This window comes from Modicisalibacter xianhensis, assembly GCF_900113605.1.
In the GTDB taxonomy this organism is placed as follows: Bacteria; Pseudomonadota; Gammaproteobacteria; order Pseudomonadales; family Halomonadaceae; genus Modicisalibacter; species Modicisalibacter xianhensis.
Genome location: NZ_FOPY01000010.1, coordinates 24,793 through 40,374, shown reverse-complemented (window position 1 = coordinate 40,374; position 15,582 = coordinate 24,793). Strand labels below are relative to the sequence as shown.

General features: G+C 60.6%; 10 protein-coding genes and 1 tRNA gene. 10 read left to right on the top strand and 1 reads right to left on the bottom strand.

Features of this window, described 5'->3' with window-relative positions; translation table 11 throughout:
• Positions 1-302: 302 nt before the first annotated feature.
• Positions 303-1,268: a zinc-binding metallopeptidase family protein gene (locus tag BM194_RS12940; protein ID WP_092847365.1), complete on the top strand. Its 966-nt coding sequence runs from the start codon at positions 303-305 to the stop codon at positions 1,266-1,268.
• A 192-nt stretch (positions 1,269-1,460) separates the two neighbouring features.
• On the opposite strand, the gene BM194_RS12935 is transcribed toward BM194_RS12940, so the two are convergent.
• Positions 1,461-1,537: transfer RNA gene (locus BM194_RS12935), tRNA-Ile, on the bottom strand.
• Between the two features lie 95 nt (positions 1,538-1,632).
• Between BM194_RS12935 and BM194_RS12930 the strand changes: the two genes are divergently transcribed.
• The 9 genes from BM194_RS12930 (at position 1,633) to BM194_RS12890 (ending at position 15,582) form a co-directional block, all read left to right on the top strand.
• Positions 1,633-2,253, top strand: coding sequence for a hypothetical protein (locus tag BM194_RS12930; RefSeq protein ID WP_092847363.1), 621 nt, complete (start codon positions 1,633-1,635; stop codon positions 2,251-2,253).
• Between the two features lie 3 nt (positions 2,254-2,256).
• A complete protein-coding gene (locus BM194_RS12925; RefSeq protein ID WP_092847361.1) occupies positions 2,257-2,979 on the top strand; it encodes a 4'-phosphopantetheinyl transferase family protein in 723 nt (240 codons plus the stop codon).
• A 113-nt stretch (positions 2,980-3,092) separates the two neighbouring features.
• Positions 3,093-5,189 (top strand): TonB-dependent receptor, encoded by a 2,097-nt coding sequence (locus BM194_RS12920; protein ID WP_092847359.1) that lies wholly within the window; start codon positions 3,093-3,095, stop codon positions 5,187-5,189.
• Between the two features lie 159 nt (positions 5,190-5,348).
• Positions 5,349-6,359, top strand: coding sequence for a helix-turn-helix transcriptional regulator (locus tag BM194_RS12915; protein ID WP_092847357.1), 1,011 nt, complete (start codon positions 5,349-5,351; stop codon positions 6,357-6,359).
• Between the two features lie 185 nt (positions 6,360-6,544).
• Positions 6,545-8,641: a TonB-dependent siderophore receptor gene (locus tag BM194_RS12910; RefSeq protein WP_092847355.1), complete on the top strand. Its 2,097-nt coding sequence runs from the start codon at positions 6,545-6,547 to the stop codon at positions 8,639-8,641.
• A 305-nt stretch (positions 8,642-8,946) separates the two neighbouring features.
• Positions 8,947-10,530, top strand: a complete 1,584-nt coding sequence (locus BM194_RS12905; protein ID WP_092847353.1) for a pyridoxal phosphate-dependent decarboxylase family protein — start codon at positions 8,947-8,949, stop codon at positions 10,528-10,530.
• Positions 10,531-10,553: 23 nt separating this feature from the next.
• Entirely contained in the window at positions 10,554-11,879 is a 1,326-nt protein-coding gene (locus BM194_RS12900; RefSeq protein WP_092847351.1) for a lysine N(6)-hydroxylase/L-ornithine N(5)-oxygenase family protein, read from the top strand.
• Positions 11,879-13,093, top strand: coding sequence for an MFS transporter (locus tag BM194_RS12895; protein WP_092847349.1), 1,215 nt, complete (start codon positions 11,879-11,881; stop codon positions 13,091-13,093). Before BM194_RS12900 ends, BM194_RS12895 begins: the two co-directional genes overlap by 1 nt.
• Positions 13,090-15,582 carry a GNAT family N-acetyltransferase gene (locus BM194_RS12890; protein WP_092847347.1) on the top strand — a complete coding sequence of 831 codons (2,493 nt, stop codon included), beginning with the start codon at positions 13,090-13,092 and terminating at the stop codon, positions 15,580-15,582. The genes BM194_RS12895 and BM194_RS12890 overlap by 4 nt, the downstream gene beginning before the upstream one ends.

Genomic DNA, 15,582 nt, shown 5'->3' with positions numbered 1-15,582 from the left:
TATTCACAAATACGTGTGACTATGGTTATAACGTAGAGCAGAAGATGCCCTACGGAGGAAGACCGAGCATGGGTTAGCTGAAGTTGGCAAGGATGCACTAACCGGCTGCCCGTGGCAGCAAGCAAGGATATGCAGCAGTAAAGAACCCAACTCAAGGAAATTGGGTAGGGTTCTTTACTCCCTATTTATTACTTTCGTTTCGCTACTAAAATAGATATAGGATAGGACACTCGCTTTAACGGCGAGGGCAGCTATTCTTACTTTCTATCCTTCTTGCGGTCCCTGTTACGGAGACCTTTATCATGCGCGTTTTCTCCAACCCAGTCGGTTCCGGCTCATTGTGGTTTGACAACCTATCCACGGCCGATGGCACACCGGTAGCTTACGACCCGCAGGCCCGGGCCTTTCTGTCCATGCCACCCTTCTGCGCGAATCGTGACGTGATCAGTTGCAACTGGATCGCTCCCAGGCAAGGTGCGTTCTGTCAGTCCTGTGCCATGACTGCGCTTGCCCCAGACCCGGCCATTCCCAATGCTATCCCAAACTGGGCACAGACCGAGGCTGCCAAACGCTGGGTACTCGATAACCTGGGGCGCTGGAATTGGTTCCGGCCAGAAGATCCTGGCGTTCGTCCCCTTTTTCATATGCTCGCCGAAGGCCCAACTCCTGTGCCCATGGGCCATGCCCAGGGTGTCGTGACTATCAGCGTTGCCGAGGCGGACCCAGTCCTACGGGCTACCCGTCGTCAGGCGCTGGAGGAGCCTTACCGAACTATGATCGGCCATATGCGCCATGAAATAGCGCATATGATTTGGTGGCGACTCAGTTTGCGCGCTGATTTTCTCGATGCCTTCCGAGCCATGTTCGGCGACGAGAGGATGGATTATTCACAAGCACTGCAGAAACACTATCATCAAGGTCCGCCTCTGGACTGGGAGCAGCGTTTCCTGACCACCTACGCTTCCTCGCATCCCCATGAAGACTGGGCCGAGACAACAGCTCATCTCCTGCATTTGACCGATATTGCCGATAGCTTTGTTGCGGCAGGCCTATCCTCGCCTCAATTGCCGAACTCAAGCTGGGATCCGTATTCGGAACCCGATGCAGAGCGCCTGATATATATTTCGGCGTCACTGGCCGTGGGGGTCAATAACGTCAACCGATCCATGGGGCTACCGGATCTCTACCCGTTTGTGCTGTCGGACATCTCGCGTCGCAAGCTCGCTTTTGTACATGGCTGGTTGCGCCGGGGTGCCCAGGGGCGCTGAGTTTCAGGGCCGCTCGAACCATCCAGATGAGAAGAGCGGCGCGGGCCTCAAGACACGCGGCCCAGCGTCGGCCGACTATTTTCGGAAGACGCCTGCCAGAACTCCCCCTCCCCTCGAACATGACGGCATCGAATCGCCAAGGGACAGCGAATACAGTCGGAAAGTGGAAAAAGCGTAATCACTTGATTTTAATGGTGGGCCCAGCAGGACTCGAACCTGCGACCAAGGGATTATGAGTCCCCTGCTCTAACCAACTGAGCTATAGGCCCTGACAGTGGTGGCGTATGATAGCGAATGATAATGAAGGAGACCAGTCGCGTTTTCGTTGTCGAAGAGCGAGCTACATCACCACGGAGGGCTACCGATGCCATCGATCCACAATCTCACGTCTCGCCCCGCCCGGGCACTGTCATTGATCGCCGCGGCAGGAGCCGCACTGCTGCTGGGTTCACCGGCACAGGCTGCCTGGCAGCTCGTGCCCGAGCAGTCACGTGTCGAGGCGACGGTCGTCGAGATCACGCCGACCGGGCCGGTGCCGCACACGCATCGGGTTAGTCAGCTTCAAGGCACGCTTGGCAGTGACGGGACGTTGCGGGTGCCACTGCGGCTTCGCCAGACGGATATTCTGGAGCGCGTAGGTCAGTTGCCTCCCCTGCTATCCGGCCTGGCCGACACCACGCTGACCACCGTAACCATCCAATTGTCTCCCGAGCGGCTCGATAACCTGAAGGTCGGTGAATCGACGATTGAAACGGTCATGCTGGGTGCGGATAACCAGGGCCAGCATCAACAGGAGCCATTGAAGGTCCGCATCACACGCGAATCCGACAACACATTGCATGTACGCAATGCCGAACGGGTCGCGCTGGATGGCAATGAACTGATGCAGAACCAGACAGCACGCACGATTCTCATGCTGCTGGGGTACGACGAGATCGGTGACGAGGTGCCGGTCGAGCTCGATGCTCGCCTGGAAGATCGCTGATTCATGGCGTTACGACTCCCCGCCTGCTGCCACTCCTTGGAAGACGCTTGGCCGTGGCAGGCGGCGCTTCCCGGCGTGCAGTGGCGTTCGGTGCGTTTCGACCGTCAGCGCCTGGCTGTGGATGATTTCATTCATGGCGGCATCCCGCTGCACGACAAGGTACGCCATGCCGCCGCCAAGCGGCAGGTCGAGTATCTGGCTGGTCGGTGGTGTGCCCGCGAGGCACTACAGGCATTGATCGGGGCGCCCCACGTACCAGGTATCGCTGAAAGCAAGGCCCCGCTATGGCCCAGCGGTACGGTGGGTTCGATCACGCATAGCGGCGACCTGGCTGCTGCAATAGTCGCACCGTCAGCTTGCTATCAAGGCATCGGGCTGGATGCCGAACGTCAGCTCGAGCTTGCCCGGGCCGAGCGGCTGGCCCCTCAAATTCTTACCCCGGACGAATGCCACCGGATGGCGGCCCTGCCTGCAGCCCAACGAGCATATTTCGTCACGGCGATGTTCTCGCTCAAGGAGAGCCTGTTCAAGGCGCTGTTTCCACTAGCTGGTGTGCGTTTCTATTTTCAGGACGCCCAGCTCGTCGATTGGTCCCCCGATGCCCAACGGGCAACCCTGCGCCTGAACAAGTCGTTGAGCAAACATTGGCCGGCCGGCAGTCTGCTGAGCGGTCAGCACACCCAGCAAGGGCCCTACGTAATCAGTCTGATCGATATACCTGCCTAGCCCACCAACGATAACAATAATGAAAATAATTATTGTTTGACTTTTGTTTGCATATTCTTACCCTTGCACGTCTGAGTTAAGGCAAAAACTTGCCAGCAGCAAGGGAACAGACAATGAAAAAGACATTCAGGTATGGCCTCCTCGTGGCTGCCGGATCGGCCGCCATGTCCGCGTACGCTCAGCAGGATCAGGACACCATGGTCGTGGTCGGCTCGCGCACGCCCACGCAGATCAGCCAGATTCCTGGGGCGGTCTGGATTGTGGAAGAGCAAGAAATTCAGCAACAGATTCATAGCGGCCAATCACTGAAGTCGGCACTCGGCAAACTGATTCCAGGCTTCGATTTTGGTTCTAGCACAAATCGCACCAACTATGCGCAGAACTTTCGTGGGCGTGATGCGCTGGTCATGATCGATGGGGTTTCCCTAAATAACTCTCGAAGCTTGTCTCGTCAGTTTGACTCGATCGACCCTTTCAATATCGCACGCATCGAAGTGTTGTCGGGGGCCAGCAGCCTGTACGGGGGCGGCGCTACCGGTGGAATCATCAATATTGTTACCAAGAAAGGCGACGCTGGTGGGCCACACTTCGAAAGCGAAGTTGGATTGACTTCCGGCCTCAACGACTCCGAAGATCTGGACAAGCGAGCAGCACAGTCCATCGCTGGCGGTAACGACAAGGTCCAAGGCCGCCTCGCTGTCGCTGCTCAGGAAAACGGCTGGTTCTATGATGCTGATGGCGACATCATCACGCCGGATATCGCCCAGTCGGGCCTGCAAGGCAACCGTTCCGTCGACGTGATGGGTAACGTGAGCATCGAGCTCAGCGAAACACAACGCCTCGACTTCACGGCTCAGTATTACAACTCTGCTTTTGAGGGAGACAAGGGACTTTATTATCCTGCTTATTCGACGGGGACGACATACTCCGAGAAGATTCAGGGCAGTGAGGTCCGAGACGGTTACGAATCCGACGTGGATGCAGAAACCGATCGCGTCTACCTGAACGCGAATTACCACAATCGTTCGTTCCTCGGCCAAGAGTTCTATCTTCAGGCTTATCATCGACAAGAATCGTCGGTATTCCATCCTTTCCCGGGCTCTTCAACGTTCACGATATCCGAGCAGAACACTGACCTGACGGGGACTAAGGCTGTCTTTACGGCTGATGTCAGCGAGCCATTCAGCCTGACCTACGGAATTGACCTCTCCCGCGAAGAATTCGATTCCAAGCGTTACACGCTCGCCGTCTCTGAAGGCGGATTGGATCTCGATCAAGTCTCGGTACTTGCCCCCTACTACCCCTCCTTCGAGGCAGACACCTTTGCCGGTTTCGCACAAGCGGATTACCAACTGACTCCACAACTTCTCTTGTCTGGTGGAGCCCGCTTCGAACGGACGGACGTGGACGTTGCTGCCCAGAGCGGCAACGACGGGGGCGAGAACGACTACGACGTTTCCTTGTTCAACGCCAAGGCACTCTATGACTTCGAAAATGGACAGCAGGCTTGGCTAGCCTATACCCAAGGCTTCGAGATTCCGGACATTGCCAAGGCCTATCGAGGTGTCAGCTTCGACATTTCAAGCAACCCGGTGGACGGTATCAAGACAGAGCAGCTCGAAGCTGGCTGGCGGCTTTCTAACGGCGACTGGCAGACACAGATAGCGGCTTATTACAGCTGGTCTGACAAGGATATCGGCTATCTTTACAGCGATGACGAGAACATCGAGATCGGCGTGACCACCGTCGACAAGGATGTCAGAACCTACGGCGTCGAGGGCCAAGTGCAGCGCTTCGTGGGCCAGAACTGGTCATTCGGCTCTAACTTCAACTGGGTCCGTTCTGAAGAGAAGAGCAATGGTGACTGGATAAAGGCCAGTGTCACCGAGGCCAGCCTGCCAACAGCAACTGTGTTCGGCGAATGGTCAGATCTCGATACTCGTGCCCGTTTACAGGCAAGCCGCGCCTTTGGCATAGAGGATGAGGCTGGTTATGAAATTGACGGGTTCACTACAGTCGATGTTATTGCAAGCCAGGATACCGGTTACGGCACATTCAGTCTGGGTGTGGATAACCTACTGAATGAGGAATACACCACAATTTGGGGGCAGCGTGCTGCAGTATTCTACGAAGTCTACGGTGCCGACGCTCTGTGGGACCTGCAAGGCCGCGGCCGCACCTACACCCTGACCTGGTCGCACCAGTACTGATTTCATCGCCAAGCTCGCATGCATTACGCCCACGTCATCGTGGGCGTTTTTTCGAAGCGATAGAGTAAAGCGAACGATAAGGATTATTATTCATAAAGTGCCAGTGCACGGCTCCTAGGACCCTGGCACATCACTCCGACATTGACGTGTGATGCGATCATGAAACCGACGTCTTACTCGCCTTCACAATCTGCAGCGCCCCTGGCAGCCCGTCGGCTCACGGTGGCGGATTTCACCACCTATGAGCATCGCTATCATCTGACCCATCGCTTTCCCTCCCTGCCCAAGCGGCATTGCCCCCAGGGTGGGTGCATGGTTGCCGAGGGGCACATCGGCGAATGCCAGCCCTGGCGGGACCTGCAACTGGTCGGCTCGGACCTGAACGTCTACCACACCTACGAGACCCACGCCCGCGAGGATGCGCCGGGCCACGTGTCGATCATCGTCATACTGGAAGGTTGTGCGGAGTTGAGACTGGGCGACAGGCACTGCAGCCTGACGCCAGGAAATGGCGTGTTGCTCGCCTACGCCGGCGCACAACGGCTTAGCGCTCGGCATATTGCAGGCCAGCGGGTGCGCGCGGTCAACCTGACGGTTCTCGAGCAGGCACTGGAGCAGGATCAGCGCCTGGTCAGCCTGTCGCCGTTGCTCCAGGCCAAGGATGGGCTGTGGTCGCTTGCCATACCTAACGGACTCTGCCAGTCATTGGCCGAATGGCTCGCGTCGCAGGCGCAGGGAGCGGCCGCGCTACTCCAGGCGGAAGGCCTTGCCCTGCAATTGCTGTCCCTGGCATTGGCTACCCAAGACACCACGCGGCCTCCCCCACCGTCTCGTCATGCCGAGTCGCCGATTGCCTCGCCCCGCCATCGTCGCCTGTTGGAGCGAGTCCGTCATTATCTCGATGCCCAGCCCGGCGATGCGCATACGCTGCGAAGCCTGGCCGAAATGGCCTGCATGAGCCCCAGCAGCCTGCGCGAGAAATTCCGCCAGACGTATGGCCAGCCGATCTTCGATTACCTGCGGGAGCGGCGACTTGCGCTGGCGTATCAATTGCTGCGGGAAGGCGAAAGCGTGCAGCAGGTCGCCACCCAAGTCGGTTATCGCCATGCCACGAACTTCGCTACAGCGTTTCGCCAGCGGTATGGTGTAGCGCCAAGAGATGTAGAGTAGTGCCGAGCGAGGCTTGGTGAACCCTTAGATCCGGGCCAGCCACCTCGATCGAGCCAGGGACAAACGCCTTGCCAGGCTGCGGTTCGTCACATGGCATAGCATTTTCGACATCCAGCATACGCAACGCCTTACGCAAACGTGAATAATTCTCAGTCATAATTATTCATCGAGCGTAAGGAGCATTCATGCAGGACACGTCGTCAAACCGCCCCCTTCCGGTATGGTTGCTGGGACTTACCCTTTTGCCCCTGTCCGCCACGGCCCAGCAGGCCGGCGAGGATGCCGCTACGCTGGATACGGTCACGGTGACCGGCCAGGCTGCGACCAAGACCGATACGCCCTTCATCGAGACGCCCCAGGCCGTCTCGGTGATCAGCCGGGAGGACATCGAAGAGAAAGGCGCCCAGACGGTACAGCGCGCGACCAACTACATCCCCGGCGTGTTCTCCAACCAGATCGGCGCGTCCAACCGCTACGACTACATCGTACTGCGCGGCTTTTCCGACGGCAGCATCAACAATACCTTCCTCGATGGACTCAAGCTGATGGGCGACAGTGGCTCGTACAGCTCGATGGTCATCGATCCGTATTTCCTCGAAAGCATCGAAGTCGTCAAAGGGCCGGCTTCCGTGCTCTACGGCCGGGCGTCCCCCGGTGGCCTGGTCGCCATGCAGAGCAAGCGCCCCGAGTTCGATACCGAACGGGAAATCCAACTGGGAGTCGGCACCAACGATCAGCGCAGCGCTGCCTTTGACATCACCGGCCCGTTGGATGACGAGCACCGTGTCGCCTATCGCCTGATCGGGCTGGGGCAAGCCGCCAATACGCAGTTCGGCCCGGTCGAGGAAGAACGCTACGCCATCGCGCCTTCTTTGACCTGGGATATCTCCAACGATACCAGCCTGACCCTGCAGGCTTACCTGCAGAAGGATCCTGAGGGCGGCTACCACTCCGGCTTGCCCTTCGAAGGCACGGTGGAAAGCCGCAATGGCGTCAAGATCGATAACGAATTCTTCGAAGGGGAAGAGGACTTTGAAAAGTTCGAGCGCACCCAGCGCCAGTTCGGCTATGAATTCGATCACCGTTTCAATGACGATCTGACGTTCCGTCAGCGGGCACGTTACTTGAACTCCGATGTCGAGCTGCAGCAGGTCTATGCCTACGGCTGGGCCTCGGACACGGAGCTGGTTCGCTACGCCTCGGGCGGCAAAGAAGACCTGCAGGCATGGACGGTGGACAACCAGCTCGAGGCTCGCCTGGCAACCGGCGCGGTCGAGCATACCCTGCTGTTCGGCGCCGACTATCAGCAGCGTGAAAATGATGTCACCTGGGACTCGGGCTCGGCCGGTAATCTGGACGTGACGAATCCCCAGTATGGCAGTGATGTATTGATCACTTATACCGACAACCAGACACGTGAACTCAGCCAGACTGGCGTCTATCTGCAGGACCAGATGACCCTGGACAACTGGCATCTGGTGCTGGGCCTTCGCAACGACTGGGTCGACATCGAAAATACCAATCACACGCTCGGCACTCGCAGTGAACTCGACGACACTCAGGTCAGTGGCCGTGCCGGGTTGCTGTATCACTTCGATAACGGAGTCGCGCCGTACCTGAGTTACTCGACCTCGTTCACGCCCAACGCCACGACGGACGAGAACGGCGATCTGCTGGAGCCGACCGAGGGTGAACAGGTCGAAGCCGGGCTCAAGTACCAGCCGGCTGGCACGCAGGACCGCTACAGCATTGCGCTGTTCCACATCACCCAGGAAAACGTGTCGACCAAGGACCCCAACGAAAGCTTCTATCGTGCGGTCGGCGAGATCGAATCCCAGGGGGTCGAGCTGGAATCCCATACCCAGCTCACCGACAACCTGAGCCTGCAGGCCAGCTACACCTACACTGACGTCACCTATGTCGAGACCGAGGACGACACTGAAGGCAATACCGCCAACCAGGTGCCGCGCCATCAGGCCAGCGTCTGGGTCAACTACGGCTTCGACCGTGGCAGCCTGGCCGGCCTGGAAACCGGCCTGGGCGTGCGCCACTACGCCGACATCTGGGTCGACGAGGCCAATACCGAGACGCTGCCGGATTACACGCTGGTCGACGCCATGCTCGGCTATGACTTCAGCCAGGTCGGCCTGGAAGGCGTCAGTGCCCGCGTCAATGTGCACAACCTGCTGGACAAGGAATACGTCGCGTCCTGCTACGACATCAATTACTGCTACTTCGGCGAAGAGCGCAACGTGATGGCAACGGTCAGCTACAACTTCTGATGTGATTTGCTGCCACCTGCTACGGCCAGGGCCTGACGGTACCTGGCCGTTGTTGTTCCGGCCTCCTCCACGTCGTTGGCACCTCACGCCGTGACCAAACTTCCCCTCATTCTTTGTCACTACTCGACTAACACTTCATTTACAAAAAATTTCCTTTTCCGGGTTCAGGAATTCGTGCCGGGTTCGTCTTCTTCAACGAGACAAAGAAAACAATAACCATTCGCAAAGAAGAAGGACATACGATGCCGGGCACGCGTCATCGCCACACGGCACGCGATACGAATCGAACTAGGAAAGGTGATGTCATGAGCCATGTTGCTGCACCCCAAACGGCCATTCCCATCCGCTTCACCGACCTGACCCAGTCGGGCCTCAAGGACGACCAGTTGTTCAACGCCCACAACGCCGATGGCTATCTCCAGGGCATGCTGCGTTGTGTCGATCTCGTCAAACGCAAGGTGGCCTCGGTCGACCGGCCTTTCACGGGCGTTCTGCCCGAGGAGATGAAAGCACGCTTCGCCTTGGTGGACCTGGACCGGCACCTGGGCGATCTCGATGCGGTACTGGACGAGGTCGAACACCTGTATCTCGACGATGCCGTGTACTTTCACCACCCGCGTTATGTCGCCCATCTGAATTGTCCGGTCACCCTGCCCGCGATCCTGGCCGAAGCGATTACCGCCCCGATCAACACCGCAGTGGAAACTTGGGACCAGAGCGCCGGTGGCACCTTCATCGAGCAGCACCTGATCGACTGGACGACCCAGCGTATCGGGCTGGGGCCACGTGCCGATGGTGCCTTTACCAGCGGCGGTACGCAGTCCAACCTCATGGCGCTGCTGCTTGCACGAGACCGCTACTGCGCCGGTATCGAGGGCCATATCGGCAACCAGACGCACGGCCTGCCGGCAGAGGCTGGACGCCTGCGCATCCTGGCCTCGCAGGTTAGCCACTTCAGCCTGCAGAAGGCCGCCGCCCTGCTTGGCCTGGGCCACAATGCCGTGGTTCCCGTGGCCTGCGATGCGAACTACCGCATGGACACTCGGGCGCTCGAACGGGAGATCGAGCGCTGCCGACGAGACGGTCTGATTCCCGTCGCCGTGGTAGCCACCGCCGGCACCACGGATTTCGGCAGTATCGACCCGCTGAATGATATTGCAGCGCTGTGCCGCCGGCATGCGCTGTGGATGCATGTCGATGCGGCCTATGGGGGTGGATTGCTGGTGTCGACACGCCACCGCCATTGGCTTGCAGGTATCGAATGCGCCGATTCGGTGAGCGTCGATTACCACAAGAGCTTTTTCCAGCCGGTGAGTTGCAGTGCCTTCCTGGTCCGGGATCGTCGCATGCTGGGCCATGTCACCTATCATGCCGACTACCTCAACCCCGCCAGTCAGGCCAGCGAAGGCACGCCCGACCTGGTCAACAAGAGCCTGCAGACCACGCGGCGCTTCGATGCCCTGAAACTGTGGATGACACTGCGCCTGATGGGGGCCGACCAGCTTGGCGAATTGTTCGATCATGTCATCGCCCTGGCCCACGACGCCTACCGCGCCCTGCAGGACGACAGCGAGCTGGAGATTGCCGTCGCCCCGCAGCTCAGCACGCTGGTGTTCCGCTACCGCCCCGAAACGCCCGTACCCGACGATGTGCTCGACGCCGCCAACGCCTACATCCGCCAGGCGCTGTCGCGTTCCGGCGAGGCCGTGATCGCAGCGACCCGTCTCGACGGCCACCAGTTCCTCAAGTTCACCCTGCTCAATCCGGAAACCAGCGTGGCCGACCTGCAGGTCATCGCCGAGCGCATCAAGCATCACGGCGCTAACTACCTGACCCGGCATGCCCTGACCACCCCGGCCCATGCTCGCGCCACGCGCGCCCTGTCCTGACGGTTCTTCAAGGAAGACACGCCATGCACGACAAGACCTACGACTTCATCGCCATCGGCCTGGGCCCGTTCAATCTGGGCCTCGCCTGCCTGACCGAGCCCCTGGATGACCTCGACGGGCTTTTCCTCGAGCGCAGCGCCGGTTTCGACTGGCACCCCGGCATGCTCCTGGAGGATGCCACCCTGCAGACTCCGTTTCTGGCCGATCTGGTCACACTGGCCGAACCCACCAGCCGCTTCAGCTTCCTCAACTATCTCAAGGCGCAGGGCAAGATCTACTCGTTCTATATCCGCGAGGACTTCTTCCTGCTGCGCAACGAGTACAACCAGTACTGCCAGTGGGCGGTCGGCCAGTTGTCGTCGCTCCGCTTCCAACAGGACGTGCAGCGCATCGACTACGACGCGCAGCAGGACCATTACGTGGTGCGCTGCCTGGATACCCGGCGCGGAGAGCCGGTCAGCTATCGGGCCCGCAAGCTGGTGCTGGGCACCGGCACCCGCCCCTGGCTGCCCGAGAGCTGCCGCCCCCATGCCGAGCGGGTCGTGCATAGCGGCCAGTATCTGGACAACAAGGCGGAGCTGCAGGCCAAGGAGGCCATCACGCTGGTCGGCAGCGGCCAGAGTGCGGCGGAAATCTACAAGGACCTGCTGCAGGACATCGACCGCTACGGCTATACCCTCAACTGGGTTACCCGCTCGCCGCGCTTCTTTCCACTGGAGTACGGCAAGCTGACGCTGGAGATGACCTCCCCGGAGTACATCGACTACTTCCATGCCTTGCCCGAGACTACCCGCGACGCGCTGATGCGCTCGCAGACCGGGTTGTACAAGGGCATCGACCTGGACCTGATCAACGCCATCTACGATCTGCTGTACACCAAGCAGCTCGGCGGCAAACTCGACACCCACCTGTTCACCAATGCCCAGCTCGAGGGCTGTCGCTTCGATCCCGCCAGCGGTGAATTCGACCTGACCCTGCTGCATACCGAGCAGGCACAGTACTACCGGCATCGCACCCAGGCGCTGGTACTGGCCACCGGTTACCGCTACGAGGAACCGGCCTTCCTGGCGCCGATCGGCTCACATATCCGCCGCGACTCTCACGGGCGCTTCGCGGTCGACCGTCACTACAGCATCGACCGCTCGCACTCCCGGATTTTCGTCCAGAATGCCGAACTGCATACCCACGGGCTGGCGGCACCGGACCTGGGCATGGCCTGCTACCGCAACGCCTGCATCATCCGCGAGCTCAGCGGCATCGAGCATTATCCCATCGAGCGGCGCATCGCGTTCCAGACCTTCGGTGCTCCCGACGAAGCCGTGTTCCGCCCGCAACGGATGACCGCCTGATGCTCAAGGGGCTGTTGATCGGCATGACCGCCGTAGCCGTGGTCAGCGACTCGATGCTGTTGCCGTTCTATCCGCAGTTCTTCGCCGGACGCTTCGGCATCGAAAGCCCGCTTCATGTCGGGCTGTACCTGGCGGCGGCCTGCCTGACGGTCATGCTCGCACTGCCTGCCTGGGCGCGCCTGGCCAGGCGCATCGATCCGCTGGTACTGCTCATCTATACCCAGGTGGCTGCCGGCGTGCTGTGCATAACCTGCTACACGCTGAGGGATGTACTGGCGTTCTGGGTAGTGTCGATGGCCATGCTGGTGTTCAAGGCCAGCTATCTGCTCATCTATCCCTACGTCATGCGCCTGGAACACCGCGACAGTCACGCCGGCACCATCGGCGTGCTGTCGGTCGTGGTGCACTTCGGCGGCATCCTCGGCGCCTTGCTGGGCGGGGTGGCTCTCGATCACGGCGAGGCGCGCGATATCTTCCTGGTCATGGCCGTCAGCGACGTGATTCAGGTCGCGGTGTGCCTTTTCCTGGTCATGCGAGGTGTCCACCGTCCGACAGCCGACACCGCCGCCGAGACGCCGGCTTCCACGATACGCCCCAGCGGTCACGGCATCATTCGCCTGGGCCTGGTGATGCTGATGTTCTACTTCAGCGCCTTTTTGATCCGGCCGTTCTTCGTGCTGCATTGGGAAACGGTGTCCGGACTGGTCAATGCCAGCATGTCGGCACTGGTCTTTGCCATTCCCGGCGCGGTCGCTCTGCTGGCGCTGGTATGGAACGCCCACGCCCGACGTCAAGGCGGCCGGCCCGGGGAGCGCCTGGCGGTCCTGCTGGTACTGGGGGCCGCCGGCCTGTTGCTACAGGCCAGCCCGCTGGCCCCGGTGGTCCTCATCGGGCGCGTCCTGTTCGGCTGGGCGCTGTTCCAGGTCACTGTACGCCTCGAGGTGCTGATCTTCGCGTCCGGGACACCGGACAGCTACGCCAGCGATTACAGCAAGGCGCACATCTTCCAGAACCTGGGGGTACTCGGCGCCTCGTTCGCCGCTGGCTCGACGGTCAGTGCCTTCGGGCTGGCCAGCCCCTTTTTCATGGCCGCGCTGGGTTTCGTAGCGACGGCCCTGCTCTTTCCCCTGTTGCTGCAGCCTGTGCTGACCCCGCGCCAGGCGGACATGCCCAGCCCGGCTGCGCCCTACCGTGCGAGAGGTCTTTCGCAATGACGACGACACCATTCCTCAGTGCCCTGTACGACCCAAAGATCCGCTTCACTCACGACGTGCCAGGACTCGGCCGTTTTCACCTGCGTGCCGTTCGCCTGCCCCACGACATCGCCCTGATCCATGACTGGGTCAGCCGCGAGTACGCCCGATTCTGGGGCATGAACGGCGACAGCGTCGCCCAGGTCCAGGCGTTCTATCAGGCCATGCACGACAGTACCCATAGCCAGGCCTTCCTCGGTTTCTTCGAGGATCGGCCGGCGTTTCTGGTCGAGTGCTACCAGCCAGAGCATGACCCCATCGGCGCGCATTACCCGGTCCAGCCGGGCGATCGCGGCATGCATTTCCTCGTCGCTCCCGTCGAGAAACGCATTCACCGCTTCAGTTGGGGCGTGCTGAGCACAGTCATGCACCTGATGTTCAGCGCAGCCGATACCCGGCGCGTGGTGGTCGAGCCCGACGTGAACAACGCCAGGATCCATCCGCTCAACCGCCGGGTGGGCTTCGCTTACGACCGCCAGGTCGCGCTGCCGGAAAAGACCGCCCATCTGGCTTTCTGTACCCGCGCCCAGTTCCAGGCCGCCGAACGGCGCGAGCTTGACGAACTCACTCAGGAAAAGACAACAGACATGCCAACCCGTCCGACCACCGCCCAGGTAACCACCGATCACCTTCAACCCGCCCTGTGGGCCCAGGCCAATCGGCTGCTGATCCGCAAGGCCATCGCCGAATTCACCCACGAGCTGTTGCTGGAGCCCACCTGCCTGGTACGCGACGGTGACTGGGGACACTACGAGCTGCGCGTACCCGACCAGGACATCCGCTACCGGTTCCGCGCCCGGGTAATGCAACTCGACCACTGGTGGATCGAGGCTGGCTCAATCGAGAAGTTCGTCGGCGACCGCTCCGCCGAGCTGGATGCCCAGCATTTCATCATCGAATTCCGTGATGTGCTGGGCATCGACCACGAGACCCTGCCGGTCTATCTGGAAGAAATCAGCAGCACCCTGTTCGGCAGCGCCTACAAGCTGGCCAGCCAGCGGCTCGATGCCAGCACCCTGGCACTTGCCGATTTCCAGACCATCGAGACCGCCATGACCGAAGGGCACCCGGCCTTCGTAGCCAACAATGGCCGCATCGGTTTCGATGGCGTCGACTATCACGCCTATGCCCCCGAGGCCGGCGCCGAGATCCATCTGGTGTGGCTGGCCGTGCATCGCGAGCACGCCCGTTTCACCTGTTCGGCCTCGCTTTCCTACACGATGCTGCTCGACGAGGAGCTCGGCAATACCACGGTGAGCGACTTCGAGCGCCGACTCGTCGACCTTGGCCTGGACCCGCAGGACTACCTGTTCATGCCAATCCATCCCTGGCAGTGGCACAACAAGCTGGCCATCACCTTCGCCGGCGAGATCGCCAGTCAGCGCATCGTCTGCCTGGGCAGCGGCGAGGATGGCTATCGTGCCCAGCAATCGATCCGCACCCTGTTCAACGCCCACCGCCCCGAGCGCCGCTACGTCAAGACGGCACTCTCGATTCTCAACATGGGCTTCATGCGTGGCCTGTCGCCCTATTACATGCAGGGTACCCCGGCGATCAACGACTGGCTCAAGCGCCTGGTCGACGATGACCCGTTCCTGGCGGCCAACGGCTTCACCCTGCTGCGCGAGGTCGCGGCCATCGGTTATCGCAATGCCTACTTCGAGTCGGCCATCGAGCGCGACAGTCCCTATAAAAAGATGCTTGCCTGTCTGTGGCGGGAAAGCCCGATCGGCCTGCTCGAGCCCGGCCAGCGGCTGATGACCATGGCGGCCCTGCTGCACCGTGACCGGGACGGCCACGCCCTGCTGCCGGCACTGATCGAGGCCTCGGGGCTCGACACCCGCACCTGGCTGAAACGCTATCTGGAAGCGTATCTCACACCGCTGCTGCACTGTTTCTTCGCCCATGACCTGGTCTTCATGCCTCATGGTGAGAACCTGATTCTGCAACTCGAGGGGCACGTGCCGGTCCGGGCGATCATGAAGGACATCGCTGAAGAGAGCGCCATCATGAACGTCGACGCCGAGCTGCCGGACACGGTGCGGCGACTGGCCGTCGAGGTGCCCGACCACCTCAAGGTGCTGTCGATCTTCACCGACACGTTCGACTGCATCTTCCGTTACCTGACGCATATCCTGGTCGAGCATGGCGGCAGCGACGGCACGTTCGAGGAACGCGACTTCTGGCAGTGCGTCGCCGACTGCATCATCGACTACCAGCGCCGCCATCCGCAGTATCGCGACAAGTTCGCCCGCTACGACCTGTTCGCCCCGGCCTTCGCCCGCTCCTGCCTCAATCGCCTGCAACTCGGCAACAACCGGCAGATGATCGACCTGGCCGATCCGTCGAAGAACCTCAAGTTCGCCGGCACGCTGGACAATCCCATCGCCGCGTTCCGCCCTACCGCCATGCCGTCGGACTCGGCCACGGCCCAGGCCACGACGGCCTGA

Excerpts from the sequence above, each read along its gene's own strand:
- BM194_RS12930 (WP_092847363.1), top strand. The coding sequence starts at position 1,633 with ATGCCATCGATCCACAATCTCACGTCTCGCCCCGCCCGGGCACTGTCA.
- BM194_RS12895 (WP_092847349.1), top strand. The coding sequence starts at position 11,879 with ATGCTCAAGGGGCTGTTGATCGGCATGACCGCCGTAGCCGTGGTCAGC.
- BM194_RS12920 (WP_092847359.1), top strand. The coding sequence starts at position 3,093 with ATGAAAAAGACATTCAGGTATGGCCTCCTCGTGGCTGCCGGATCGGCC.
- BM194_RS12925 (WP_092847361.1), top strand. The coding sequence starts at position 2,257 with ATGGCGTTACGACTCCCCGCCTGCTGCCACTCCTTGGAAGACGCTTGG.
- BM194_RS12940 (WP_092847365.1), top strand. The coding sequence starts at position 303 with ATGCGCGTTTTCTCCAACCCAGTCGGTTCCGGCTCATTGTGGTTTGAC.
- BM194_RS12890 (WP_092847347.1), top strand. The coding sequence starts at position 13,090 with ATGACGACGACACCATTCCTCAGTGCCCTGTACGACCCAAAGATCCGC.
- BM194_RS12905 (WP_092847353.1), top strand. The coding sequence starts at position 8,947 with ATGAGCCATGTTGCTGCACCCCAAACGGCCATTCCCATCCGCTTCACC.
- BM194_RS12900 (WP_092847351.1), top strand. The coding sequence starts at position 10,554 with ATGCACGACAAGACCTACGACTTCATCGCCATCGGCCTGGGCCCGTTC.
- BM194_RS12915 (WP_092847357.1), top strand. The coding sequence starts at position 5,349 with ATGAAACCGACGTCTTACTCGCCTTCACAATCTGCAGCGCCCCTGGCA.
- BM194_RS12910 (WP_092847355.1), top strand. The coding sequence starts at position 6,545 with ATGCAGGACACGTCGTCAAACCGCCCCCTTCCGGTATGGTTGCTGGGA.